At 47.5% G+C, this 25,293-nt stretch carries 28 protein-coding genes; 17 read left to right on the top strand and 11 right to left on the bottom strand.

Features of this window, described 5'->3' with window-relative positions:
- Positions 1-11: 11 nt before the first annotated feature.
- From queC to queF, 4 genes are read left to right on the top strand one after another with little or no spacing between them, the layout of a single operon-like run.
- Positions 12-680: a 7-cyano-7-deazaguanine synthase QueC gene (gene queC, locus KNP96_RS09580; protein WP_088838180.1), complete on the top strand. Its 669-nt coding sequence runs from the start codon at positions 12-14 to the stop codon at positions 678-680.
- Positions 664-1,119, top strand: coding sequence for a 6-carboxytetrahydropterin synthase QueD (gene queD, locus KNP96_RS09585; RefSeq protein WP_029332031.1), 456 nt, complete (start codon positions 664-666; stop codon positions 1,117-1,119). The genes queC and queD overlap by 17 nt, the downstream gene beginning before the upstream one ends.
- Positions 1,116-1,832 carry a 7-carboxy-7-deazaguanine synthase QueE gene (gene queE, locus KNP96_RS09590; RefSeq protein ID WP_034801026.1) on the top strand — a complete coding sequence of 239 codons (717 nt, stop codon included), beginning with the start codon at positions 1,116-1,118 and terminating at the stop codon, positions 1,830-1,832. The genes queD and queE overlap by 4 nt, the downstream gene beginning before the upstream one ends.
- Positions 1,833-1,847: 15 nt before the next feature.
- Positions 1,848-2,336 carry a preQ(1) synthase gene (gene queF / locus KNP96_RS09595; RefSeq protein ID WP_029332033.1) on the top strand — a complete coding sequence of 163 codons (489 nt, stop codon included), beginning with the start codon at positions 1,848-1,850 and terminating at the stop codon, positions 2,334-2,336.
- Positions 2,337-2,426: 90 nt separating this feature from the next.
- Here the strand turns inward: queF and KNP96_RS09600 are convergent, their stop codons facing one another.
- Positions 2,427-2,711: a helix-turn-helix domain-containing protein gene (locus tag KNP96_RS09600; protein WP_214770156.1), complete on the bottom strand. Its 285-nt coding sequence runs from the start codon at positions 2,709-2,711 to the stop codon at positions 2,427-2,429.
- 255 nt (positions 2,712-2,966) lie between these two features.
- Here KNP96_RS09600 and KNP96_RS09605 point away from each other — a divergent pair, with 255 nt between their 5' ends.
- The 5 genes from KNP96_RS09605 (at position 2,967) to KNP96_RS09625 (ending at position 8,993) form a co-directional block, all read left to right on the top strand.
- A complete protein-coding gene (locus KNP96_RS09605) occupies positions 2,967-4,622 on the top strand; it encodes a PTS transporter subunit IIBC (protein WP_214770159.1) in 1,656 nt (551 codons plus the stop codon).
- 92 nt (positions 4,623-4,714) lie between these two features.
- The gene (locus KNP96_RS09610; protein ID WP_088838184.1) at positions 4,715-5,518 is read left to right on the top strand and encodes an endonuclease/exonuclease/phosphatase family protein; all 804 of its coding nucleotides are present in this window, start codon (positions 4,715-4,717) and stop codon (positions 5,516-5,518) included.
- Between the two features lie 175 nt (positions 5,519-5,693).
- Positions 5,694-7,106 carry a sucrose-specific PTS transporter subunit IIBC gene (locus tag KNP96_RS09615; protein WP_088838185.1) on the top strand — a complete coding sequence of 471 codons (1,413 nt, stop codon included), beginning with the start codon at positions 5,694-5,696 and terminating at the stop codon, positions 7,104-7,106.
- A gap of 112 nt (positions 7,107-7,218) precedes the next feature.
- Positions 7,219-8,058, top strand: coding sequence for a PRD domain-containing protein (locus KNP96_RS09620; protein WP_353048342.1), 840 nt, complete (start codon positions 7,219-7,221; stop codon positions 8,056-8,058).
- Positions 8,058-8,993 carry a carbohydrate kinase family protein gene (locus tag KNP96_RS09625; protein WP_088838187.1) on the top strand — a complete coding sequence of 312 codons (936 nt, stop codon included), beginning with the start codon at positions 8,058-8,060 and terminating at the stop codon, positions 8,991-8,993. The genes KNP96_RS09620 and KNP96_RS09625 overlap by 1 nt, the downstream gene beginning before the upstream one ends.
- Positions 8,994-9,048: 55 nt before the next feature.
- On the opposite strand, the gene KNP96_RS09630 is transcribed toward KNP96_RS09625, so the two are convergent.
- Positions 9,049-9,744, bottom strand: coding sequence for an alpha/beta hydrolase (locus KNP96_RS09630; RefSeq protein WP_088838188.1), 696 nt, complete (start codon positions 9,742-9,744; stop codon positions 9,049-9,051).
- 161 nt (positions 9,745-9,905) lie between these two features.
- On the opposite strand from KNP96_RS09630, the gene KNP96_RS09635 reads away from it, so the two are divergent.
- Positions 9,906-11,177 carry a purine/pyrimidine permease gene (locus KNP96_RS09635; protein WP_029332042.1) on the top strand — a complete coding sequence of 424 codons (1,272 nt, stop codon included), beginning with the start codon at positions 9,906-9,908 and terminating at the stop codon, positions 11,175-11,177.
- A gap of 61 nt (positions 11,178-11,238) precedes the next feature.
- On the opposite strand, the gene KNP96_RS09640 is transcribed toward KNP96_RS09635, so the two are convergent.
- From KNP96_RS09640 to KNP96_RS09655, 4 genes are all read right to left on the bottom strand, one after another.
- Positions 11,239-12,732 (bottom strand): peptide MFS transporter, encoded by a 1,494-nt coding sequence (locus KNP96_RS09640; RefSeq protein WP_088838189.1) that lies wholly within the window; start codon positions 12,730-12,732, stop codon positions 11,239-11,241.
- A gap of 233 nt (positions 12,733-12,965) precedes the next feature.
- The gene (locus tag KNP96_RS09645; RefSeq protein ID WP_088838190.1) at positions 12,966-13,601 is read right to left on the bottom strand and encodes an NAD-dependent epimerase/dehydratase family protein; all 636 of its coding nucleotides are present in this window, start codon (positions 13,599-13,601) and stop codon (positions 12,966-12,968) included.
- 14 nt (positions 13,602-13,615) lie between these two features.
- On the bottom strand, positions 13,616-14,824 hold the full coding sequence (locus KNP96_RS09650) for a glutathionylspermidine synthase family protein (protein ID WP_214770161.1): 1,209 nt from the start codon (positions 14,822-14,824) through the stop codon (positions 13,616-13,618).
- Positions 14,821-15,150 carry a hypothetical protein gene (locus tag KNP96_RS09655; RefSeq protein WP_029332046.1) on the bottom strand — a complete coding sequence of 110 codons (330 nt, stop codon included), beginning with the start codon at positions 15,148-15,150 and terminating at the stop codon, positions 14,821-14,823. The genes KNP96_RS09650 and KNP96_RS09655 overlap by 4 nt, the downstream gene beginning before the upstream one ends.
- Positions 15,151-15,294: 144 nt before the next feature.
- Here KNP96_RS09655 and KNP96_RS09660 point away from each other — a divergent pair, with 144 nt between their 5' ends.
- From KNP96_RS09660 to KNP96_RS09675, 4 genes are all read left to right on the top strand, one after another.
- Complete coding sequence (locus KNP96_RS09660) at positions 15,295-15,741, top strand: hypothetical protein (protein ID WP_214766360.1); 447 nt, start codon at positions 15,295-15,297, stop codon at positions 15,739-15,741.
- 86 nt (positions 15,742-15,827) lie between these two features.
- A complete protein-coding gene (locus tag KNP96_RS09665; RefSeq protein ID WP_214770164.1) occupies positions 15,828-16,001 on the top strand; it encodes a hypothetical protein in 174 nt (57 codons plus the stop codon).
- Between the two features lie 35 nt (positions 16,002-16,036).
- The gene (locus KNP96_RS09670) at positions 16,037-17,593 is read left to right on the top strand and encodes an ABC-F family ATP-binding cassette domain-containing protein (RefSeq protein WP_029332048.1); all 1,557 of its coding nucleotides are present in this window, start codon (positions 16,037-16,039) and stop codon (positions 17,591-17,593) included.
- 905 nt (positions 17,594-18,498) lie between these two features.
- On the top strand, positions 18,499-19,284 hold the full coding sequence (locus tag KNP96_RS09675) for an alpha/beta hydrolase family protein (protein WP_214770167.1): 786 nt from the start codon (positions 18,499-18,501) through the stop codon (positions 19,282-19,284).
- A 17-nt stretch (positions 19,285-19,301) separates the two neighbouring features.
- On the opposite strand, the gene KNP96_RS09680 is transcribed toward KNP96_RS09675, so the two are convergent.
- The 3 genes from KNP96_RS09680 to KNP96_RS09690 are packed head-to-tail and all read right to left on the bottom strand — an operon-like array spanning position 19,302 to position 21,069.
- The gene (locus KNP96_RS09680; protein WP_214770171.1) at positions 19,302-19,874 is read right to left on the bottom strand and encodes a ferric reductase-like transmembrane domain-containing protein; all 573 of its coding nucleotides are present in this window, start codon (positions 19,872-19,874) and stop codon (positions 19,302-19,304) included.
- On the bottom strand, positions 19,862-20,752 hold the full coding sequence (locus KNP96_RS09685; RefSeq protein ID WP_214770174.1) for an FAD:protein FMN transferase: 891 nt from the start codon (positions 20,750-20,752) through the stop codon (positions 19,862-19,864). Before KNP96_RS09685 ends, KNP96_RS09680 begins: the two co-directional genes overlap by 13 nt.
- 11 nt (positions 20,753-20,763) lie before the next feature.
- Positions 20,764-21,069 (bottom strand): hypothetical protein, encoded by a 306-nt coding sequence (locus KNP96_RS09690; protein ID WP_214770178.1) that lies wholly within the window; start codon positions 21,067-21,069, stop codon positions 20,764-20,766.
- A gap of 112 nt (positions 21,070-21,181) precedes the next feature.
- On the opposite strand from KNP96_RS09690, the gene KNP96_RS09695 reads away from it, so the two are divergent.
- The 3 genes from KNP96_RS09695 to KNP96_RS09705 all read left to right on the top strand — a co-directional run bounded on the left by KNP96_RS09695 (position 21,182) and on the right by KNP96_RS09705 (position 23,506).
- Positions 21,182-21,859, top strand: a complete 678-nt coding sequence (locus tag KNP96_RS09695) for a response regulator transcription factor (RefSeq protein ID WP_088838197.1) — start codon at positions 21,182-21,184, stop codon at positions 21,857-21,859.
- Positions 21,852-23,018, top strand: coding sequence for a sensor histidine kinase (locus KNP96_RS09700; protein WP_214766346.1), 1,167 nt, complete (start codon positions 21,852-21,854; stop codon positions 23,016-23,018). Before KNP96_RS09695 ends, KNP96_RS09700 begins: the two co-directional genes overlap by 8 nt.
- Positions 23,019-23,098: 80 nt before the next feature.
- Positions 23,099-23,506, top strand: coding sequence for a DUF2231 domain-containing protein (locus KNP96_RS09705; RefSeq protein ID WP_088838199.1), 408 nt, complete (start codon positions 23,099-23,101; stop codon positions 23,504-23,506).
- A gap of 84 nt (positions 23,507-23,590) precedes the next feature.
- Here the strand turns inward: KNP96_RS09705 and KNP96_RS09710 are convergent, their stop codons facing one another.
- Both KNP96_RS09710 and KNP96_RS09715 read right to left on the bottom strand, forming a co-directional pair.
- Positions 23,591-24,826 (bottom strand): DEAD/DEAH box helicase, encoded by a 1,236-nt coding sequence (locus KNP96_RS09710; protein ID WP_088838200.1) that lies wholly within the window; start codon positions 24,824-24,826, stop codon positions 23,591-23,593.
- Positions 24,827-24,928: 102 nt separating this feature from the next.
- Positions 24,929-25,228 (bottom strand): DUF3817 domain-containing protein, encoded by a 300-nt coding sequence (locus tag KNP96_RS09715; protein WP_088838201.1) that lies wholly within the window; start codon positions 25,226-25,228, stop codon positions 24,929-24,931.
- Between the last annotated feature and the right edge of the window lie 65 nt (positions 25,229-25,293).

Consider the following 25,293-nt stretch of genomic DNA (forward strand, 5'->3'; position numbering starts at 1 on the left):
AAGTGTAAACTATGAAAAATGAACGTGCTCTTGTCGTCTTCAGCGGCGGCCAAGACTCGACGACTTGTCTGTTTCAGGCACTCGCGAACTATTCCGAAGTCGAAGTCGTTACCTTCAACTACGGACAGCGTCATGCCGAGGAACTCGAAGTCGCGCGAACGATTGCAGCAGAACTTGGTGTCAAACACCATGAGCTCGATCTCTCACTCCTCAGTCAACTCACAAGCAATTCATTGACCGATCACACTCAAACAATCACGACGAACGAAGATGGACTTCCTTCTACATTCGTAGATGGCCGAAACCATCTGTTCTTATCTTTCGCAGCCGTCCTTGCTAAGGGACGTGGCATCCGCCATATCATCACGGGTGTATGCGAAACTGATTTCTCCGGATACCCGGATTGTCGTGACTCCTTCATCAAGTCACTCAACGTGACACTCAACCTCGCGATGGATTATCCATTCGTCATTCACACGCCACTGATGTGGCTCGATAAAAAAGAAACATGGGCGCTAGCCGATTCGCTAGATGCTTTTGATTTCGTCCGTGAACGGACACTGACGTGTTACAACGGTATTATCGGAGATGGTTGCGGCGACTGCCCAGCTTGTGAATTACGGAAAAAAGGCTTAGACGCCTACATCGAGGAGGGAACTACCCATGAAATTCAACTATGAAGCACCTGAAACTGTCGAGCGCCCGACCGGCGACTCGCTCATCTATACAAAATCACGCGTCATGATCGTCAAAAAATTGACGTTTGATGCTGCCCATCACCTGTATGACTACGATGGAAAATGCCGTGCTTTGCATGGGCATACGTATCACGTCGATCTCGGAATCAGTGGATTCCTGGACCACCGCGGGATGACACTTGACTTTGGTGACCTGAAAAAGATCTTCAAAGAACATCTCGAACCATTGCTCGATCACCGTTATTTAAACGAATCGCTTCCCTATATGAATACGACGGCAGAAAACATGTCGGCCTGGATTTTTGAAACGCTCGGACAGCATTTACCGGACGAACGCGGTCTCCGTGTCGAATTCGTCAAGTTATATGAGACACCGACTGCCTTCGCTGAAGTCCGCCGCGAATGGATGAATGAAGCATGAGTCAACTGAAAAAAATACCAAAGATTCCCGTTCTTGAAATTTTTGGTCCAACGTTTCAAGGAGAAGGTCGTTCGATCGGACAAAAAACAATGTTCGTCCGGACAGGCGGATGCGACTATTCATGTGCCTGGTGTGATTCTGCCTTTACCTGGGACGGATCAGAAAAACCAGACCTCCTGACGGCAGAAGATATCCTGACGCGTCTCGATGCGCTCGGTTCGTATGGGCACGTGACGATCTCCGGGGGGAATCCATTGCTCCACGCATCAATCGGTACGCTCGTCGACGCCTTAAAGGCACGTGGCATCACGATGTCCGTCGAAACACAAGGTTCGTATTGGCAAAACTGGTTACTCGATATCGAAGACGTCACCATCAGTCCGAAGCCGCCGTCAAGCGGCATGACGGTCGATTACGATCGGCTCGACGTCTTCTTCAAACGACTCCCTGAACTGCAACGTGCTGTCAAAATCGTCATCTTCGACGAAGCGGACCTCGACTTCGCAGCAGCGATTTCTGAACGATATGCGTTAAAAACACTGTATCTATCACTCGGTAATCCGGATCCGGCGGAAGAAGGTACGATTGCTCCGCGGATGTTGTCCGACTTAAAAACTTTATGGGAACGCGTTGCGCAAGATGAACGATTTAATCATGCCCGTGTTCTACCACAACTGCACGCCCTCGTTTTCGCGAACGATCGTGGCGTTTAAAAAGGAGTTCTATTCATGCGTCCAGAAGATTTAAACGACTTATCTTTGCTCGGTCAAAAGGCCGTTCCTTATATTTTTGAATATCAACCGGAAGTGCTCGAAGCGTTCCCGAACCGTCACCCAGAGAACGATTACTTCGTTAAGTTCAATGCACCGGAATTCACGAGCCTTTGTCCGATCACGAATCAACCGGACTTTGCGACCATCTATATTTCGTACATTCCTGACGAAAAACTCGTCGAGTCAAAATCATTGAAGCTTTACCTCTTCAGCTATCGTAATCACGGGGATTTCCATGAGAACTGCATCAATGTCATCGGAAAAGACCTCGTCAAATTGATGGAGCCGCGCTACCTTGAAGTCTGGGGGAAATTTACACCACGCGGTGGCATCTCGATTGATCCGTATTATAACTACGGAAAACCCGGTACAAAATACGAAAGAATGGCAGAACACCGTTTGTTCAACCATGATCTTTATCCAGAAACGGTCGATAACCGTTAATCCGAAAACCATCAAAAAAAGCCAAATTCCTGACGTGATCATTTCACGAGAATTTGGCTTTTCTTCTATCTAATCGACTGTGTATGAACGTCAGCTCGATGGTAAATCCACGATTTTTTCTCGTTCTGCCTGAGCATGAATCGCTTCTGCTGACCAAGTATGTCGTAAGAGGTGCTCATAAGGAACGCCTAGCGCCTTCGCTAAGCGATCAATCATCGAAACGGACGGATGCGCGATACTTGACTCAATCCGTTGAATCATCTCAAACGTTGTTTCCGTCATAAGCGCAAGCTTTTCTTGGTCGATGTTCTGTCGCTCACGTAATGTTTGGATACGCTCTCCATAATTCGCAAGTGGATTCATCGCTTGATTCATGAGTTTTCAGTCTCCTTTATCGTCTCCCAGCTACTCCTACCCGATGCTACTTTTAGTTTATTCCCGCTTTTCATTTTCAAAACACATTTTAGTTTAATGTTTTTCACTATATGAAATATAATTTCAAATTATTCATTAAAAAAGACTAGCTTTTTAAAAGGTTATCGCTTACAATTTTAAATGCAAACGGTTGCATTAATCGCTTACATATTTGCACAATAAAGAGAAAATAGTCTGTCTGAGGAGTGAGAAAACATGCGTAAAACAATTTCATTCGACTTTTGGCAAAAGCTCGGAAAAGCTTTAATGGTTGTCATTGCAGTTATGCCAGCTGCCGGAATAATGATTTCAATCGGAAAATTAATCGGGATGTACGGTGGCGATATCACCATTGTGCAAACGATTGCAAGAATTGTTGAAGATCTCGGTTGGGCCATCATTACGAATCTCCACGTCCTCTTCGCCGTCGCGATCGGTGGTTCATGGGCTAAAGAACGTGCCGGTGGTGCCTTTGCCGCATTACTCGCGTTCATTTTAGTCAACCGCGTAACGGGTGCAATCTTCGGTGTCAATTCAACGATGCTCGCTGATCCGAAAGCAACGGTTAGTTCGTTACTCGGATCTGACTTGATCGTAAAAGATTATTTCACTTCTGTACTCGGTGCACCCGCTCTTAATATGGGCGTTTTCGTCGGAATCATTTCTGGTTTCCTCGGTGCCGTTCTCTTTAATAAATTCTATAACTTCAGCAAATTACCAGATGCACTGGCCTTTTTCAACGGCAAACGGTTCGTCCCATTCGTCGTCATCGGTGGTTCCGTCATCGCAGCATTTGTTTTATCGCTCGTCTGGCCGTTCGTCCAAGGCCTCCTAAACGATTTCGGTCGTTGGATTGCGACGTCACGTGATACAGCCCCAATCATCGCCCCATTCGTTTACGGAACGCTCGAACGTCTCCTACTGCCATTCGGTCTTCACCATATGTTGACTGTGCCGATGAACTATACGGAACTCGGCGGAACGTATAAAATTCTGACGGGTGCTGCACAAGGCTCGACAGTAGCAGGGCAAGATCCACTTTGGCTCGCCTGGGTGACCGATCTCGTCAACTTAAAGCAAGCCGGTAACACACAAGGCTATAACGACTTACTCAACAGCGTCGTTCCTGCCCGCTTCAAAGAAGGACAGGTCGTCACGTCACTTGCTTCTTTGATTGGTGTCGCAGTCGCGATGTATATGTCGGTCGACGAAGATAAAAAGAAAGCATACAAACCCGTCTTCCTGTCTGCCGGTCTCGCTGTGTTCTTGACAGGTGTCACGGAGCCAATCGAATTCATGTTCATGTTCATCGCACCTGTCCTGTACGTCGTCTACGCTGTCTTGACGGGTGTCGCGTTCGCACTTGCTGACGTCATGCACCTTCGGATCCATGCATTCGGGGCAATTGAACTCTTGACCCGGATTCCATTGATCGCGAAAGCTGGTCTGATCGGTGATTTGTTACGTTTCATCGGAGTCTGCGTGTTCTTCTTCTTCCTCAACTTCTTTACGTTCCGCTTTGTCATCAAGAAGTTTAACTACGCGACACCAGGTCGTAACGGAAACTACCTCGATGACATCGTCGTCAAAGAGGACGGGACAAGTGAAGTCGCTGCAACTGTCGTCGCTGACGGTTCGCAAGCAGCACGCATCATCGAACTGCTCGGTGGTCAACAAAACATCGAAGACGTCGATGCCTGCATGACACGTTTACGCGTCACGGTCAAAGATCCAAGCCTCGTCGCAAAAGAACAAGACTGGAAAGCGAATGGCGCACTTGGTATTATCCTAAAAAATAACGGCGTGCAAGCCATCTATGGTCCGAAAGCGGATGTCTTGAAGTCTGATATCCAAGATCGGATCGGCGCATAAACCAGACGAATTAGGGTAAATAAAAAAAGGTGGAGCTCATCCGTGAGTTTCACCTTTCTTTATTCAGAATCAACACTCAGGAGGAACGACAGATGCGCCTACTCACACTCAATTGCCATTCCTGGCAAGAAGAACACCAGCTTGAAAAAATCAATCAAATCGTCGCTCAAATCATCCAACAGGATTATGATGTCGTCGCCTTACAAGAAGTAAGCCAATTAATGGATACACCAATCGTTTATGGTGCAATCCGTGAAGATAATTTCGCCTACATGATTCAACAAGCACTTAAAGAACGTGGGCATGACTATGAATTCGTTTGGGACTTCTCGCACATCGGATACGATGCGTACGAAGAGGGACTCGCCCTCTTGACGAAACATCCGATTTTGAAATCCGATTCGTACTATGTCAGCCGAAGCCAAGATACGATGGACTGGAAGTCACGCAAAATCGTCCGCGCGACGATTGATGTCGATGGAACCCAAATTACGTTCAACTCTTGTCATCTCGGTTGGTGGGAAGATGCCGACGAACCGTTCAGCGAGCAGTTCAATCATTTGATTGCTCGGATGGATCCACTCGAATGGACCTTCTTCTTAGGTGACTTCAACAATGATGCCTTCGAACGGGAGACCGGTTACGATTATATGGTTGAACGGGGTCTCCATGACCTGTTCCTTCTAGCGGAAGAGACGGTTGGTGTCGAAACCGTCGAAGGTAAGATTGACGGTTGGGAAGAGAACCACCATGGCTTACGGATTGATTTAGTGCTCTCGAATCGCAAAATTGATGTCGCGCGTGTCGGTGTGACGTTTGACGGAGTACTGGCGCCAATCGTTTCCGATCACTTTGGTGTCGAAGTCGATATCGCGATTCAAAAAGATCCAATTTGACTGTTGACAACGCTTTCTTTTTTGCTTTATGATAAAGCCAACAAGCAAATAGTGCGGATTGTGACAGTACGGCTGGCAAGACCGATGCAACACCTAGAACGTTTAGGTGTTGTTCGGTCTTGCCTTTTTTTGTGGGCTGACCAGTCGCACACCTTTCCTAAAAGGAGGAATTCAAATGGATTACAAAAAAACAGCTGCGCAGGTCCTTACCCTTGTCGGTGGTCGTGAAAATATCATCACAGCAGCGCATTGTGCGACACGTCTCCGTCTCGTTCTTCATGACGAATCGAAGGTCGATCAAGCGGCACTCGAAGATCTTGACGGCGTCAGTGGTGCTTTCTCGAGTTCAGGTCAATATCAAATCATTTTTGGGACCGGGACCGTCAACAAAGTATTCGCGGAGTTCGCTCCCCTCGCTGGTGTCAACGTCAATGGTGAAGAATCAGTCGACGTGAAGAAAGCAGCTTCCCAAAAATTAAATCCGTTCGCGCGCCTTGCCCGGTCGCTTTCAAATGTCTTCGTACCATTGATTCCGGCAATCGTCGCCGCCGGTCTGTTGATGGGCTTACTCGGAATGATTAAAGCCTTCGGTTGGGTCGACGGGGCTTCACCGATCGTCCAACTGCTTGACATGTTCTCGTCTTCCGCTTTCATCATCTTACCGATTTTGATCGGTTTCTCTGCCGCGCGTGAGTTCGGTGCCAATCCATATCTCGGTGCGGTCATCGGTGGAATCATGACGCACCCTTCTCTGCTCAACCCTTGGACACTCGGAAACAGTGAACCGGAAGTGATGCACTTCCTTGGGATGAACATCGAACTGATTGGTTATCAGGGGACGGTCTTCCCTGTCCTCTTAACGGTTTGGGTCATGGCGAAAATTGAGCAGCAAGTCCGTAAACGGACACCGGAAACACTTGATTTGTTAGTCACACCGTTCGTGACGATTCTCGTCACAGGATTCCTTGCCCTCATCGTCATCGGACCACTTGGTACATTGCTCGGTAAAGGGATTTCATTCGTACTCGTCTTCTTCTATGAACAATTCTCGGTCGTCGCCGGTCTCTTGTTCGGTGGTCTCTACTCAACGATTGTCATCACAGGAATGCACCATAGTTTCCATGCGATTGAAGCGGGACTGCTTGCTGATAAGAGCATCGGGAAAAACTTCCTGTTACCCATCTGGTCGATGGCGAACGTCGCGCAAGGCGGAGCCGGTCTTGCTGTCTACTTCATGACGAAAAACGTTAAATTAAAAACGCTCGCTTTACCCTCTGCCTTCTCAGCATTTCTTGGTATTACGGAACCGATTATCTACGGGGTGAATCTTCGACTCGGTAAACCGTTCATCGGTGGTGCGATCGGTGGCGCAATCGGCGGTGGCTACGTCGTCTTGACGCAAGTCGCTGCAAACGCTTATGGTTTGACGGGCATACCGATGATTGCAATCGTCGCTCCACTTGGTGCTTCGAACTTAATCAACTACCTTGTCGGTTTTGCGATTGCTGTCGCGACAGCGTTCATCGCGACTGTCATCCTCATGCGTCTTGATGCACGAAAACAAAAACAAACCGATTTAGCCGCTTAAGTAAAAAAGACATGCGACCCTCACGAGTATACTCGTCGGGTCGCATTTGTCGGTTTTGTTCTGAGCACTGTTACCCGTATAATAAAGGGAGAAGGGAGGAGTCAGGCTGATTATTCATAAAGTACTCAACAACAATGCCATCGTCACAAAAGAACAAGGACAAGAACGCATCATCATGGGACCGGGGATCGCTTTCGGTAAAAAGAAAAAAGATCCCGTCGATCCCTCGAAAATCGAAAAGATGTTCATTCCCTCGTTCGAAAATGCTGAACTGTTTAAAGAAATCTTAACGACGACCCCATTAGAAATCATTGATTTGTCCGAACAAATCATTTCTTATGCGGAAGGCGAACTTCAGACACCTTTTCATGATTATATCCATGTCAGTCTGACGGATCACCTCGCCCATGCCGTTCGCTTAGCACGTGAAAATCTTGTCGTCCACAATCGGCTCGCGGAAGAAATTCGCTTGTTATATACAGCCGAGTACAAAATCGGAGCATGGGCGGTTGCGCAAATCGAACAGACACTTGCTGTTGTATTACCAAAGGAGGAAGCCGCGAACATCGCACTTCACCTCTTTAACGCCCGCCAACAGCATCCGAATATGGCGACGGCACTACAAACTGCTACTCTGTTGAACGAATTACGTGAACAAATCGAGAGTTTCTTTGGTCAAACGATCGAAACGACTTCCATGACGTATTACCGATTCTTCACACATATGAAACTTGTCCTCGCCCGGATTGAGCAGGGACAGACACTCCACGATATGGATGATGTCATTTTATCTGCTGTCAAAACACGTTACGCGGATGCGTTTCGTTGTGCAGAAAGTATGGCCGCTTGGCTCGAACAGGAATTAAAAACGACCGTCCCCGACTCTGAAGTTGGCTATATGGCACTTCATGTCGAACGGATTCGACCGGATTCAGAAAGGAGCGAACTATGATGAAAATTTTTAGTCTTGGAGAAGCATTAATCGATTTGATTCCACTCGATGACAGCAATACGACGTTCCAAAAAAATCCCGGCGGTGCTCCCGCCAATGTCGCCGTCGGACTTGCCCGCCTTGGCGCCGACAGTTATTTTCTCGGTGCTGTCGGGGATGACTCGATGGGGCATTTCTTGAAAGATACACTCCACCACTATGGGGTCAAGACGGATCACATCGTTCTTGACGCAACGAATAAAACGGGGCTTGTCCTCGTCACAAATGCTAAAAACGGCGAACGGTCCTTTGAATTCATCAACACGTATCGTGCCGATATGAGCTTTCATGAACAAGATGTTCCGGACGCACTGGCGGAAGCCGATTTACTTCACATCGGTTCGATTTCCTTAATCTCCGGTGATGCCGTCGCAGCAACACGTCGTGCCATCGCGCTCGCAAAAGAGCATCAGGTCCCGATTTCTTACGACCCGAACCTCCGCGAATCGTTATGGTCGAATCTCGATGTCGCCCGGATGACGATTCAGTCCGTCCTGCCTGACGCGCAAATCGTTAAGTTAGCAGAAGAGGAATTGACCTTCTTGACCGGCCAAACGAACCTGGATGAAGGGGCAGCCGAACTGCTTGCTGAATATCCGATTCAGTTGCTCGCCGTCACACGGGGCAGCGAGGGATCCTTACTCTATACGAATCGTGCGATGGCAGAGATCAACGCGATTTCGGTGGATGCCGTCGATACGACCGGAGCAGGTGACGCCTTTATGTCTGGTTTGCTACACCAGTGTGCGACGCGGTCCTTTGCATTCGATTGGGATGAAGATGAACTGCAGGACATCGGGCGGTTTGCCGCGATTTCCGGCGGGCTTGCCGCGTCCGTCAAAGGGGCGATGGCTGCTTTACCGACACTCGACGAGGTATCACGTCGTCTCGACTAAAACGTAAAAAACCTTTCCGTCTAGCTTCGTAAAATGGCTAGACGGAAAGGCTTTTTTAATTCGATGAAAGGAATGACTCAATTGCTTCAATCGCCTCATCCTGTTGTACTTTTGGTATTAATGGACTCGTGTTGTCGCCCTTTTGTGCGCCGTACATCCCGAAATTCGCGTGATTGCCCTCTTCGATGAAATGGAATGTCGCGTCCGATCGAAGATTTTTTTTACTTGCTTCGATGTCCGCTACAGGTAAGACGCCATCCCGTCCGCCATAGACCGTCAAGGACGGTGTATCGATGGCATCAATCGGATAGGACGCGAGAAATATGATTCCTTTAATCTTCGAATTATCCTCAAGTACCGTCGAAGCGGCACTTCCACCTAACGAATGTCCCATCACATACCATCGTTTGATTTTCGGATGTGCATCGATAATCGGTAAGGCCGCGTTTGCGTCGAGTAATGCGATATTAAATGGTAATTTCGGGATGACGACGAAATGTCCGTTCTTCGCTAACTGACTCCCGATATAACTGTAGGCACCCGGATCGACCTTCGCCCCTTGATAAAACACAAATCCGACTTCACTCTCCGGATCACCAAACTGATAATCCTGTCCAATCTGTTGTTCAACATATGTGTTTGCTTCTTTTGACGGATCATAATCAAATTGCGCCCAGACCATGAAGGCTCCGATGACAAGCCCGATGAGTATGATGAAACCGATGCTGATTCGCTTGAGCCACTTTTTCATATCCATTCCTCCCTCTTAACTCCTACCCCATCTCATGTGAAAAATCACATATGAAAATTATTTTCTAAATTTTCAGTCAATGTAAGCGTATCTATCGCTTTTTCAATAATTGGTTTAAGATGAAAAAAGTATCGTTTCTTTTGAAAGGGGAATCATTTGTTTTGCCACGTACCGTAGTCTCCACGATTCAGTGGTTTTTGTTTATTATCTGTACTAACATCGCCCCGCCACTCGCCATTGCCGCATCGTTTGAACTATCGAGCGCGGACACATTGGCTTTCCTATCTCGTTGTCTGTTCGTTTTTGCGATTTTAAGCTTATTCCAAGTGTTCCTCGGTCACCGTCTACCGATCATGGAAGGACCGGCCGGGATTTGGTGGGGTGTCTTCGCCCTCTACTCCTCAATCGGCATTACATTGTACGGGAGTTACTCGAACACACTCCAATCACTTGGTTTTCTCCTCATCTTAAGTGGCATCATCTGTATCATTTTGACAGTAACGGGTATTTTACGACGACTCGTTCCCTTGTTCACGCCACAAGTCATCGGCGTTTATATGCTCCTGTTGTCTGCCCAACTGTCGGGCTCCGTCATGAAAGGGCTACTCAACCTGGAAAACGGTAAGATTCAAGTGTTACCTGCCGTCATTTCCGTATTGACCGTCATCATCTCACTTTATCTCGAACGTAGCGATCGTTTGCGTCAGTATGCCTTACTCATCACGCTGCTCGTCGGTTGGAGCATGTTTGCCTTGATCGGACGCGCCGAGATGCCGAGCTTCGATGGTCCATTCTTTACTCTTCCTGATTTATTCCCGTTCGGCGGAATTCATCTGGACTGGACCCTTCTCCCGACAGCCTTAATCATTTCTTTACTGTTGATGACGAACGTGCTCGCGAACATCAAAGTCATCGAGCGCATCATCAGTGCGAAACGTGGCGAACACGTCAAAGGACAAGTCGGAACAGCCGGTGTCACGGCCGGTGTCGGACAGATTTTTGCCGGGATGTTCGGTACGGTCGGTCCCGTCGCGATTTCCGGAACAGCCGGATTCATCGCTTCGACGGATAACACGGATCGTAAATCGTTTGCGATTGCGAACGTCATTTGCTTATTTTTAAGTATCGTCACGCCATTCGTCGGTTTGATTGCAAAAATTCCTGTTGCCGTCGGTTATGCGATGGTTGCCCCGATTGTTGCCGGGATGGCTATCATCGGCGTCACGGAAGCAGCACGCGACTTAAATCGGCAAACGGCAATGATTACGGTCGGGTTACCGGTCCTCGTCGGAATCGGTGCCTTGCTCTTACCAAAAGGTGCGACAGCCGATCTCCCTCCACTCGTCACGACACTGATGTCGAACGGACTGGTGCTCGGGACGCTTGTTGCCCTGTTCGCAGAATCATTACGCCATATTCGGACAAATGACTAACAAAAAGACAGGTAACTCGGAAAAAGAATCCGAGTTCCTGCCTTTTTTTGTGGATTCGAGCTTAGCGAATACCACGCATATATTTTTGGAGCCTTGGTGCAAAAGCAAACAAGAGAAGTCCGAGTGCAATCGCGACGACACCTGTAATTCCGAAGTACGCGACTTCTGTTTCTTTCCCGTAATATTTAACGATCTGTGCATTGACGGCTTGTCCCGTTGCATTCGTTAAGAACCAAAGACTCATTGTCTGTGCCGAGAAAGCCGCTGGTGCCAGTTTCGTCGTTGCCGATAAACCGACTGGTGATAGTAACAACTCACCAATCACGACGAGGAAGAAACTGAGTGCGAGCCAGAGCGGACTAACGATTGTGTCTGTACCAAACAATAGTCCAGGCAACATCATGACGATGAACGAAAGTCCTGCGAAAATCAGACCGAACGAGAATTTTTGCATCGTCGTCGGCTGACGATCACCGAGTCGGACCCAAAAGCTTGCAAAGACTGGTGCAAGCACGATGATGAACAATGGATTCAATGACTGGAAGAACGCAGGCTGAATCTCAAAGCCTAAGAAAGATAAGTCTGTCCGTTCATCTGCAAAGATTGATAAGACATATGACCCTTGCTCTTGAATCGCCCAGAAAACAGCTGCTGCGATAAAGAGTGGGATGTAGGCGAATAAACGCGAACGCTCATCATCTGTAATTTTCGGACTGCGTAACATGAATGTGAAATACGCAATCGGAATCAAGATTCCGAGGAACGTCACCATCAACGTAAAGCGGTCGATCGTTAGTAAACCTGTCAATGCGGCAATCGTTCCGAGAACTGCTAGCGCAATGACGACAACTGTCGCAATTTTAAAGAAACGTTTCCGTTCCTCGCCTTCTAGCGGATTCAAGACGTATGTTCCGGCTTGACCTAAATTCTTTTTCTTCGTCAATATGAACACAACAAGACCGGCGAACATCCCGACCGCAGCGAGTGCGAAACCAGCATGGTATCCTGCCGTATCTGAAACTTTACCGACGACGAGTGGTGCTAAAAATGCACCGGCATTGATTCCCATATAGAAGATACTGAATCCAGCATCACGGCGGTTATCCGTTTTGCTGTACAAATCTCCGACGATGTTCGATACGTTCGGTTTTAAGAATCCCGTCCCGATGACGATTAAGCCCATCGAGATGAATAATGCCGTGATTCCGGCTGGTAGAGCTAACACGATATGTCCAAGCATGATGAGAATACCACCATAAAAGACGGTCCGTGATGTCCCTAACAGACGGTCGGAGACCCATCCTCCGATGATTCCCGACATATAGACAAGTGAACCATATACGGCCATGATGGAAGCGGCAGTCGTTTTATCAATTCCGAGTCCACCGTTCGCAACAGAGTCGTACATGTAGAATATAAGGATGGCGCGCATCCCGTAGTAGGAGAATCGTTCCCAGAACTCTGTGAAGAAGAGTGTGAACAATCCTTTCGGGTTTCCGAAGAACCCTTTTTGCGGAACAGTCTTGTAGACCTGATCGCGATCAAAATCTGCCATAATGAAGGCTCCTTTCGTCTACCATTGTATTCGTGCATAATCTAAAACCTTTTTTCCCGCTTTCCCCAAATGATAAGCGTCTCGTAATCGATTAAAAGATTTACACGTTTTTAACTGAATTGTCTCACTTCTTTTTATATAGGAGACAGCACCTTATCATTCAACCGTAAATCATTTGACTAGTCAAATATTAATTTTAAGCAAAAAAAAAGAGCGTAACGGAATCCGTTCGCTCATTTTTGCATGTCTTTTGATTCAAAGATGGTAATACCCGGGGGCGCATGGAGTGTTTGCTCCATCATCGCTTTCGCTACTTTACTCGCTTCGATTGGGGCATAAGGACTCCGTTTTAATAACGGGCGAAGAACCGTCGAGACACGAGCCGCCGCCTGTTCGCCAAACCGGAACTCTTCTCGCTCCCCTAACAAGAGCGATGGACGGAAAATCAATAAAGCTTCGTAGCCAAGAACCCGTAGTCCGTTCTCTGTGTCTCCTTTGACACGATTGTAGAACGTTTTTGCATTCGGATGTGCGCCGAGCGCTGAAATGAGCGCGAAGCGTGTCGCCCCTAAATCGAGCAATTCACGTCCGACTTCAATCGGATACGTGTAGTCGACCTGACGAAATGCTGCTTGTGACCCCGCTTGTTTAATCGTCGTTCCGAGCGCGCAGTAGACGTGATCCACCGTCGGCAATTCGATTTCCGTCACGCGATCAAAGTCAATCACCCATTCTTCCAGCTTTTGATGAAACCGGTTCATGGGTCGACGAACGAGCACATGAACTTCCTCATACGCATCATTCGCTAATAATTGATCGACTAACTCTTGTCCAACTAAACCGCTCGCTCCTAAAATGGCTGCTTTCATCTTGTCTCCTCCTCTCAATCTTGCAATCGCCCAATCGGTAAAAAGTAAGAACGATTTCCGGTGATTCGTTCGCCTGCTCGGACAGCAATCGCACTTGCCCGACCACCGAGGACGAACACGCCAAACATATAGGCCACTTCCACTCCATTACTAAGTACATGCGTCGGCAATGCTTGATACTGCTGATAAACCGATGCTTGGTCACTAAAGGAACGCTGATCATTCGATAACAGGATACGACCATCTGCTTGATAGATCGTTACCGTATCACCTTCTCTGCCAAAAACCGGTTTCTCGACAAAGGCGTGTCGCTGTTCAAGAAATACATCTGGTTCAAGATACGTTGGTAAAAAATAACGTTCTATGATTTGATGATCACGTCCTGTTAAATAAGCGTGGTCTGCTTCATGCAGTGCCCAAATCACTGCAAGAACGGACTTTGCTTGCATCAGAAACGCCGATGGTGGATTGATGATCTCGAGCAAACCTTGTTCGACGAGTTGTAACAATAAGACACCGAGTTCACGTCCCGTGTCATCGCGATCGAGAAGCGCCATTTCAATCGGAAAGGTCTGACGGTATAAAATATCAATCCGTCGTCCGTCCTGGTCGTACAATCCATCTTCCGGTCGAATTTCAAGGGCGTTAAGCGGGCAATACGCTGCCCCGTCCACGAACCCTTGCAAGTATTCTGTCGTCAGACGATCCTCGATATTGTCCCCATGTGACGTAAAGACGACATGCGGGCGTTGCTGCGTTCGATGTGTCGCTGCTGCGATGGCGCGACGGACGCTTGTCGCTAATTTCGCCGCTTCATCCGGGTTCACTGCCATCATGTGGCGTTTTTGCGCAATCCGGTCATTGACGTCAAACGATTCTTTAATGAACGTCGGCGTATCGGCATTCCATTCCATGACGGAAATCCGATCGTCCGTCACGATGAAGTCGAGTCGACTGATGATTGATAAGGGGCGCATCGTCTCTAGACGGAGAAAGGGAAGTGCTTGTTTTGGATACCCGAGCTCGAGTAACGCATCATCCTCCATCGTTCGTAGAATCGGTGCGACTTTCTCAAAAATCAGATACACGTCTCGAGCAGCTACCCGTAAGCGCTCCAGCGTCCGCGACGAAACCGTCAAAACATCAGTCAACGCATAGATTTCACCATCCAATTCATCCCAAAACGACTCAATGTCACCATATAAATCCTCTCGTTCACTCATCCGCCAAAGAAACCAGACGACGATCCCGTCCCGAATCCTTTTGTCTTCGCATTATAACTTTTGACTGCGTTCGACTTCGGCGTATAGCCTTTCGTCCGCATCGCACTATGCATCAGGGCACGGGATGCAAAATAACTGCCTCCCCAGTAATAAAAACCAGAATGGGTCGATGTTGCATCATCACAATACCAGACGCCTTCTTCATTATCATATTCATAATCGTCACAATCCGGATCATCCGGACGTTCGGCTTGCGCATCGTCTGCACCGCAACCACTGAGTGTCGTTCCAATCAAAAGCGTCGCCGCAAGTGATGCTTGTTTCATCCATCTCACGATTCATACCCCTTTCTTAACAATTTGTTATTCTAAGTATACGCTTTTTCTCTTAAAAAAGTTTCCTTGTCGTACCGGAACTTTTTTCTGATCGTCCGAGTAGAACATATCATGCCGTTACAAGGAGGAATCACGATGTCACTTGCTTATTATGTCGAAGATCAAGATGAATATAAGTCGATTTATCAATACAGTCGTTTCGCAATCGAACCGGATGAAATCATCGCTCATCAATTATGTGAATTTCATATCATCGAGGGCCAACTGTATGAATTACGCTCCAACGAAATGGAGGGCGAGTACGATCAGCTGATCGTCGATCACGTCGAAGCCTCTCCGCTCGATGCAGAGGACCGGATTTATCCGCCTCATCAAATTCACATCGAGTTTCGCCGGTACATGCCAAGCAGTACATCACCACTTATCAAAACGATGACCGTCCCGAACCACGTCCAAGCGATGCGCTATTTAATTAAGGATAAGGTGACCGTGCCAGAGCATGGAACCTTTGAACGTGACAGCTGCGAAATCGACATTGACCGGAATTGTTATGTCATTTATCTCGGTCAGGTTGTCCGTTAAAGGATGAATTAAGTAGAGTTCGTTTTCAAAAAGCGTTTTTTTTGGCATACTATAAGATAAGAACGAATTAATCGAGGTGAACACACATGAGCGAACAACAAAAAAAATTATCACTTCAAGAAGCGATGATTGAACAATTGAAAGCAAAAAAACAATCACAAACAAAACGTCCGACTGGTCTTCGTGGAACGGAAACGAAACAAATGACGAGCCAGAAGACGAAAAAGACGAACAACCAGAAAAAACGTACAGGTGTCTAATCACAGCGTTGAATTCATGAAATAAGGGAGTAGTTATGAGTATTTTAACGGTATCAAACTTAAGCCATGGCTTTGGTGATCGTGCGATTTTCGAAGATGTCTCGTTCCGCCTGTTAAAAGGGGAACACATCGGCCTCGTCGGAGCAAACGGTGAAGGGAAATCGACCTTCATGAACATCATCACTTCTCAGCTCGAACCGGATGAAGGGAAAGTCGAATGGGCGAAACACGTTCGTGTCGGTTATCTCGATCAACATGCCGTCCTTGCAAAAGGTTTATCGATTCGTGATGCGCTAAAAGGGGCATTCCAATACTTGTTCGATATCGAACAAGAAATCAATGACCTGTATGCGAAGATGGGTGAAGTCGAGCCCGAAGAACTCGAAAAGATGCTTGAGGAAGTCGGTGTCTTACAAGACATTTTAACGAATAATGATTTTTATACGATCGACGCAAAAGTCGAAGAAATCGCCCGCGGACTTGGTCTCGATGAAATCGGCTTAGACCGTGATGTCCATGAATTAAGTGGCGGTCAGCGTACAAAAATCTTACTTGCGAAGCTCTTACTTGAAAAACCAGATATCTTGTTACTGGATGAGCCGACCAACTATCTTGATGTGCAACACATCGAATGGCTGAAACGGTATCTCAACGATTACGAGAATGCATTCATTTTGATTTCGCATGATATTCCATTCTTAAACAGCGTCATCAACTTGATTTACCATATGGAAAATCAAGGCTTGAGCCGTTATGTTGGTGACTATGATAATTTCTTGACGGTCCATGAAGCGAAAAAGAAACAGCTGGAGTCTGCCTTTAAGCGCCAACAGCAAGAAATTTCTGAACTTAAAGATTTCGTCGCCCGTAACAAGGCGCGTGTCTCAACACGAAACATGGCGATGTCCCGTCAGAAAAAACTCGACAAGATGGATGTCATCGAGCTTGCACAAGAACGTCCGCAACCGGAATTCCATTTCCAGACGGCTCGGACACCAAGCAAGCTGATGTTCGAAGCAAAAGGTCTTGTCATCGGCTACGACGAACCCCTCTCGCGTCCGCTCGATTTAACAATCGAACGGGGGCAGAAAATCGCATTGCATGGTGCGAACGGAATCGGGAAGTCGACGTTACTGAAAAGTTTACTCGGTGAAATCCCCGCTGTTTCAGGGATGGTCGATCGCGGTGAAAACTTGCACATCGGCTATTTCGAACAAGAAATCAAAGAGAAGAATTCGAACACGTGTATCGAAGAAATTTGGGGGACGTTCCCATCCTTGACGCAACAACAAGTCCGGGCGATGCTCGCGAAATGTGGTTTGATGACAAAACACATCGAATCTAAAATCGAAGTACTCAGCGGTGGAGAGAAGGCGAAAGTCCGTCTTTGTAAGCTGATGAACACGGAATCAAACATTCTGGTTCTCGATGAGCCGACGAACCACTTGGACGTCGAAGCGAAAGAGGAATTGAAACGGGCCTTGCAAGAATATAAAGGAACGGTCCTCTTGATTTCACACGAACCTGAATTTTATGAAGCAGTCGCAACTGACTTATGGAATTGTGAATCGTGGACGACAAAAGTCTTTTGATTGATTGACTCTTACTTTTTTAAGAACGATGATTTGAGCCGCCCTGTTGATTGGGGCAGCTCTTTTTGTTTTTTATCGAAAAAGAGAATGGCAGTAATGCGGATTTTGTCAGCTCCTTTGGGTGAACGGTAGTGATTCAAAGCTTCTTCCTTTCCGTTGCTTTTCTCAAGCGCATGACTTGTCAGCTCCTTTGGACGAATGGTAGTGATTCAAAGCTTCTTCCTTTCCGTTGCTTTCCTCGGGCGAGGCGCAAGCCGTTGCTTCTTGTCCCGTAAGGACAAGAAGCAGGGTCTCGCCTGCCTCTGACAGCGCGTTAAAACGCGCCTTATCCCGTAGGAGTCAACGGAAAAGCGAAGCTTTTTTAAGATTTCCCTAAGAAGGGCGACATGTAACGCGAATATCTTGAAGCGCATTCCGGCTTGGATCGCTTCCGTAGCGAAAAGCGGGCGTCCGCGACCCTGCAACGCAGTGAAGCGGCGTGGACGCTCGCCGCTCGGAGACGAGACAAGGTGGAGACGCGCGGCACACTACGCACCTCTTTATCTCAGTATGCTGCAATTCGAAACGGAACATCTCTGACCTGGAGTCAACAAAAAAAGAAAGCTTTTTTTAGTTCTCCCTAAGAAGGGCGACATGTAACGCGAATATCTTGAAGCGCATGCCGACTTGAATCGCTTCCATATCGAAAAGCGGGCACCCGCCGCTCGGAGACGAGACAAGGCGGAAACGCGCAGCAGACTACAAGCTAGTCGATTTCAAGCACACCTCCATCCCGGCTCTCAAACGGCGGGGCGCAAAACGTTCTTTTCCTACTTTATTTTTTGTTCATAGACTTAACGATTGCTTTGCTTCCTAACTTGTATCACACTATGAAACATACGAAACTTTTTAAAGGAGCGAATGAGATGGAAACAATCACGAACAAAGCTAGTCTTTCTTTAATTGCCATACCGAGCGGAGGGAACGAAGCGCTATTTTGCCGTCTGTATTCTCCGGCAAGTACAGGTCCTGCTCCGTTAATCGTCCTCTTCCACGGGTTTCCCGGGAAACAATTGAACATGGACTGGGCGGTCCGTCTCCAAGAAATCGGCTACCATGTCCTCGTGACCTCTTATCGCGGCAGCATCGGCAGCTCGGGTGCGTTCCGTTTTCGTCATGTCCTGGAAGATGCGACAGCGATCATGGAGCACGTCGCTTCTCCGACCTTTACAGAACAGCATGATGTGCTCGGCGACCAAATTACGATTGTCGGTCACAGCATGGGTGGATTTGCTGGTCTACACGCGTTTGCTGCTGTTCCGCACATCAAACACTACATCGGAATTTCTCCGTTCAACTTCGGTCTAATCGGTCAACTGATCCTCGACTACCCGGAACACGAGGACGCCTTACGCGGTGTTCTCAGCCGCGGTGCGTCTTTCCTTACAGCGACTGACGGTGACACGTTACTCGAGGAGTTAAAAGCTAACCATGCGAGTTGGAACCTTCTTGCGCTCAAGGAAGAACTAAAGAACCGCTCGGCATTGCTCGTCACATCTGAACGGGATGAAACATCCGTCAAAGCGCTCCACCACGACCTCCTTCAAAACGCCGGTTATTTCGAAGAACTGGTCGTCGACAGTGATCACAACTACATCGAAAATCGGGAAGACGCTTTTGTCGCGTGGACGAAGTGGCTCGAGCAACAATGAATAAAACCGGAATCCTCTTAAGACGTCGAGGATTCCGGTTTTATTTGTACTTTTGTTTTAGGACGCAGACGCATCCGGTAAAGAATCAATGTGATAAATGTCAGTGTCGAAGCCACGTACCAGATTGTCGTAAACAACGTTCCCGTATCTGTCCCGATGAAGAGACCATGAAGCGTCATCAACCCCCAAGCCGGTAAGACAAGCCAGTGCGTTAATTTCCATAAAGTTTTTCCGAGCGTCTCTTTTAGGAAGTCCGACGTGATCAGGACAAAAGCGAAGAGATAAAGACTGATTGTCCCAAAGGCATTCCACAGTGGTTCGTAAGAAGCGTTGCCCGGTATCAAAATCTCGAGGATGGATAGCGGTGCATACGTATCCACGACAATCAACGTCGCGTGGAGGACAATCGCGAGCAGTCCGGCCCATCCGCCATAGAGGTGGACGTTATGAAGTCGTGCTTTTTGTTTTCGGAGATTCGGAAACGAGCCTAGTAATCCAGCTAATACGGATAATGTCATCAAAAAGTGACCCGCTAGCCCACTGAGACGAATCATCGTCCAGGTCGAAAACATCCATTTCAACCAGTCCATAGTGCACATCCTCCTTTCTTCTCAGATATGATTTCACCTGACGCGTCGAGTAACAATAATCGTCCATTCGGAAACCATCTGAATAACTTCTCTTGCCGTTCCTGTTCTGTCATCTGAAAAGCAAGTTTCGTCATTACTTCTGCTTCATACAGCTGTGGAGCAGAAGCCGTCACTTGAATGAGCGGTGTCTCAATCGGTCGCCCCGTTTTACCGTCAAGTAAGTGATGATTCATCCGTTCGCCGACATGCCAGGAGCGATAAATTCGATTCGAGGTTGCGATTGCCCCTTGTCGAAGGCTGATTTCCGCGATTTCTTCGTCTGTATGCGGATGTGTAATGCCAATCTTCCATGGTGTTTCGTCCGACCAGACGACGACATCACCGCCAGCTTCAATCAATCCGCGTCGTCGTTCTTTCCGAAGCCGTTGCGCCACCATCATTGCGGCTGCGCCTTTCCCGATTCCACCTAAGTCAATTGCTCCTCCACCGACACGTGTCACTTCAAGCCCTTCGAGAATAAAGGGTGTAATCTCTGGGGGACCAACCCGTTCCGACTCAGTCGCATAGTGAAACGGAAAGGAATCCCGGTATCCGTTTGCCTGTTGTTGTTCAAGAAGAAACGGAGAAAAATAGTGATCCGTCTGTTCAAAATAACGAATCGAACGCTTTAGTAACCGAGCGAGTGGTAACGAAATCGATAAGGTTTCACCGATTCGAAGGCGATTCAACCGATTCACTTCACTCGCTTCAGCAAACCGTGACCACTCTCGATCAACGTAGCTGAAAAATCGTTCAATCTCCTGCCATTCTTCTTCAGGAATCTGATTTTCCGTCACGAATCGAATCGTATTATGCATCGAATAGAGTTGTCGTTCCATCACTTGACCTCCTATTTCGAGTGACTCGAGCGTCCGTCGCTATTTCCGCTCGGCTGGCTGAATCCGGAAGAATCCTCTCCTGACCATCCCTCATCATCATCATAATATCCGCCATCATCGTCTGACTCCTCGTCACCATAAGAATCCCCTTGCGTCGGTTGACTCGGGAAATTCGTTTCATTCGAATACGTATCCCCTGTACTGACCGGTGTCGTCGATTGTCCATCTGAGCTGACACTTAATTGACCAATCGCTAGACCGATAAACACCGTACTACTTAAACCGACCATCCATTTTGCAAACGGCTTTGGTTTCATCTTCCTTCATCCTCTCTCGTTTGTTGTTATCTTTACTGTAGCGCTAAAAACTGATAACTAGCTGACGGCAACTATGGGATAATAAGAAAAAATGAACGCGGGGGGAAAATTCATGCGTGTATTGATTGCAGAAGACGATCAGCGGCTCGCAAAAATGCTTCGACTCCATCTCGAACGTGCCGGCTACCAAGTCGATGTCGCACACGATGGTGTCGATGCACTCAATCAATGCCAGACATTTCGTTACGATTTGCTTGTTCTCGATTGGATGATGCCTCATAAAAGTGGGGTTGAGGTCGCAGCTGAACTTAGAAAAAATCGTTTTGAAGGTGGTATTTTAATGTTGACGGCACGTGATACAGAAATCGACCTCGTCCATGGTCTCGATAGTGGTGCCGACGACTATCTCGTCAAACCGTTTCAATCGAATGAATTGCTTGCCCGTCTCCGCGCATTAAGTCGTCGACAAAAAAAGGCCTTCGTCGATACGGTATCTTTTCAAGGACTTGAACTCGATGTTTCATCGCAAATGATTTCCTATAATCATCATCCACTTGAATTGACACGTCGTGAATTTGAATTTCTATCACTCTTATTACGTCGACCGGAACAAGTGATGGGTCGCGAACTGATCATCGAAGTCGTCTGGGGAATTGGTGCCGACGTTACGGACAACGCTCTCGATGCCTTGGTCCGTCTCGTCCGCAAAAAATTAGAGGCGGTTGGCGCTCCACCACTCATCAAGACCGTCCGCGGTTTCGGGTATCGTCTTGGTGACCACCATGCTTGAAGTGATCCGAAAACGGCTGACCCTTTTATTCAGTGGGACCTTCTTACTGTTATTAATCCTCATACTCGTTGGCGTCTACTTTACGACGGCACGGTTACTCGACCAAACAGAGCTCAATCAATTAAAAAACATCTCGAACCGTGACGTCTTCGAACGAATCGAACATGGTGAAGATCGCTTGACACCTAATCCGATTTATTTTCAAGTGCTGGACGAAACGGGTGAAGAACAGTATTCGAGTCTTCCGGATGATTTAACGGAAGAGACCGTTCAGCGTTTCGTATCCTCTGCTCAAGAAACTGAAAAAGTGACTGTCGAGGATCACCATTTTTTATTGTACAAACGCGACACGAACGAAGGCTCCATCGTTCTTTTAAAAGAAACGTCCGCTACACGCGATACACTCCAACGTTTAATCGCTGTCTTATCTGGAATCGCCGTCTTATCGACGTTGATTTTGATGGGACTCAGTTATGTTCTCGCCGGTCGAGCCGTCCAGCCCGTCCAACAAGCTTTCGACCGGCAACGTCGCTTCACGTCGGACGCCTCCCATGAACTGCGCACACCGCTGACGATTTTATATAGCGGAATCGAATTGCTTGAAGCTGAACCGCTCAGTCGTGAGGGACAGACGATTCTCGACGATTTGAAAGCCGAGACGACTTCGATGCAATTACTCGTCGCGGACTTGCTGTTGCTTGCCCGCGGGGGTCAATCCATGACCCTGCAATCCGTTGATTTCAGTACGCTCGTCTCAAAGACCGCTGAACGGTTCGCCCATACATTATCCAACCGGACACTGCGAATCGAGATTGAACCGAACCTCTTAATTAAAGGGGACGCTAACCAATTGACGCGCTTATTAATGGTCTTTCTAGAAAATGCTTCCGTCTACAGTGACGGACCAATCAAGGTCCGCTTGTCAAAAGCCCCTGGCGAAGTTCAGCTGACAATCGCTGATGAGGGAATCGGTATCCCGAAAAGTGATCAGGCAAAAATCTTCGAACGCTTCTATCGCGGGGACCACGCTCGCCACGGAACAGGGACCGGTCTCGGCCTCGCAATCGCTAGCTCGATTGCTGATGCCCATAACGCGAGCATCGAGGTCGACTCCAGTCCAAATGAAGGAACACGGTTTACGATTCATTTCCCTCATTAAATAAAGCCGTCAGCTAACTATCAGGTAGCAGGGGTAAAGTAATGAATAGTCATACACTCATTACTTAAGGAGGATTTATCATGCTATTCGGTGTTCCGCTCCACCCCTTACTCGTCCATGCTCCAATCGGTCTGTTACTGTTCGCTACACTACTATTATTCTTTAGTTTAAAATGGGTTCAATTGAAATTGTTTGCTCTGATTACCCTATTCACCGGTCTCCTCGCAGGGGTCGCTGCGTATCTATCCGGAGATGAGACAAAAGACTATGCCCGTTCGACGTTCAATGCGACACGGGCTGCGATTGAAGATCATGAACACTTTGCGCTTTACAGTCTGATTGCTTTCGGTATTTCCTTTGTATTGTTGATTTTCAATTATCGATCAAATAAAAAAATGCTTCTTATCTTCAGTCTAATCGTCGCTGTGATTGGTAGTGGATTACTTGCTTATGCCGGTCATCTCGGCGGACAGATGGTCTATAAATAACACAGACCAGTAAAGCGTCTCTTCAACGATAAAAAATCCCGTTTCCGATGAATGGAAACGGGATTTTTCTGTAGATTGATTTGCTTACTTCCGGTGTGTCCGTCCTGGGCGACGATTATTCGACCGGCGTGTATTGCCACGGCCTTCCGTTGTCGGCTTTTTCGTGCCTTTACTCTGGTCATGCTGTGCCCGAATCATTTCATCTGACAATTCGACGACGATTGGTGTAACTTCGACCCCAAGTTCGCGTTCCATGTCACGGAAACTCCGACCGTCTTTCGGTGTGACGATCGAAATCGCGACGCCGTCGTTCCCGGCACGTCCCGTCCGCCCAATCCGGTGGACATAGCTTTCTGCATCGTCCGGCAAGTCATAGTTGAAGACGTGTGTGACACCTGTGACATCCAGTCCGCGTGACGCAACATCGGTCGCAATCAAGAATGGTGTTTTCCCTTGATAGAACTTCGACATCGCCTTTTCACGTTTTCCTTGCGTCAATCCACCGTGTAACTCGTCCGTCGGATACCCTTGCATTTGCAATTCTTCGTTTAATTTCGTTACGCGACGTTGCGTCCGACAGAAAATGATTGCGGCATACGGGCGCATTTCGTCGAGCATCGTCCGAAGTGTCGCTTGCTTACGACGATCCGTCGTTTCGACGACGAATTGTTCAATCGCATCGACCGTTACTTTTTCAGCTTCGACTTGAATTTCAATCGGGTCACGAAGGTACGTTTTCGCGAGTTGCTCGACTTTTGGTGGCATCGTCGCAGATAACATGACGAATTGACGATCGACCGGTGCTGCTGCGATGATATCTTCGATTTCCGGTAAGAAACCAATTTGAAGCATCTGATCGGCTTCATCTAAGACGAGTGTCTTCAGCGCGCTCAAATCGAGTGTTCCCCGTCCGACATGGTCTAAAATTCGTCCAGGTGTCCCGATGATGATTTGCGGCATCCGTCCGAGACGTTGGATTTGTTTAAAGACATCTTGTCCGCCGTATACAGCAAGTGCCCGAATGTCTTCCATATTCCGAATCAACTTATGTGTTTCGTCGGCAATCTGACGCGCAAGTTCACGTGTCGGTGCGACGATCAATGCTTGAACCGTTTTACTCTCTAAATCGATTTGCTCGAGAATCGGTAACAAGAAGGCAAGTGTCTTCCCTGTACCTGTTTGTGCTTTTCCTATTAAATCACGTCCCGCAAGCAAATGCGGAATAGCTTGTTCTTGAATCGGTGTCGGTTGTTTGATGCCTTGCTTTTGTAGTTTTTTTATCCACAATTCTTGAATGTTTAATGTTTCGAATGTTGACATAGTATCCTCCTAAAAATTATCCACAGAAAAAAGCTGTGGATAACCTGCTTCGCATAGACAAAAACAGTTATCCACAGCCGTGCTTTTACTAGTATACACAATTTACGCGTTTGTTGCTTCCTGTTTTAGCTTTCGATCGAGTACAAACGTACCAAACGGAATGAAGGATGCGATAAAGGCGATACCTGCTTTGACAAACGACCAGCGGTATTTAAATTTAACGACGACAAGCCATAACGCATACATGACAAACAACACACCGTGCATGGCTCCAACGACCGAGACTGCCTCAGGAATTCCTGCCATATATTTTAACGGCATCGCAATCAGCAACAATACTAAAAATGAAATTCCCTCTACAATCGCAATTAACCGAAATTGACCTAACGTAGTTCTTAACATCCCGTCACTCCTTTTCGTGATTCCTTCTTTTAGTATACGGGACGTCGACGTATCTGTGACCCGTG

This window comes from Exiguobacterium sp. s133 (genome assembly GCF_018618595.1).
Classification (GTDB): domain Bacteria; phylum Bacillota; class Bacilli; order Exiguobacteriales; family Exiguobacteriaceae; genus Exiguobacterium_A; species Exiguobacterium_A oxidotolerans.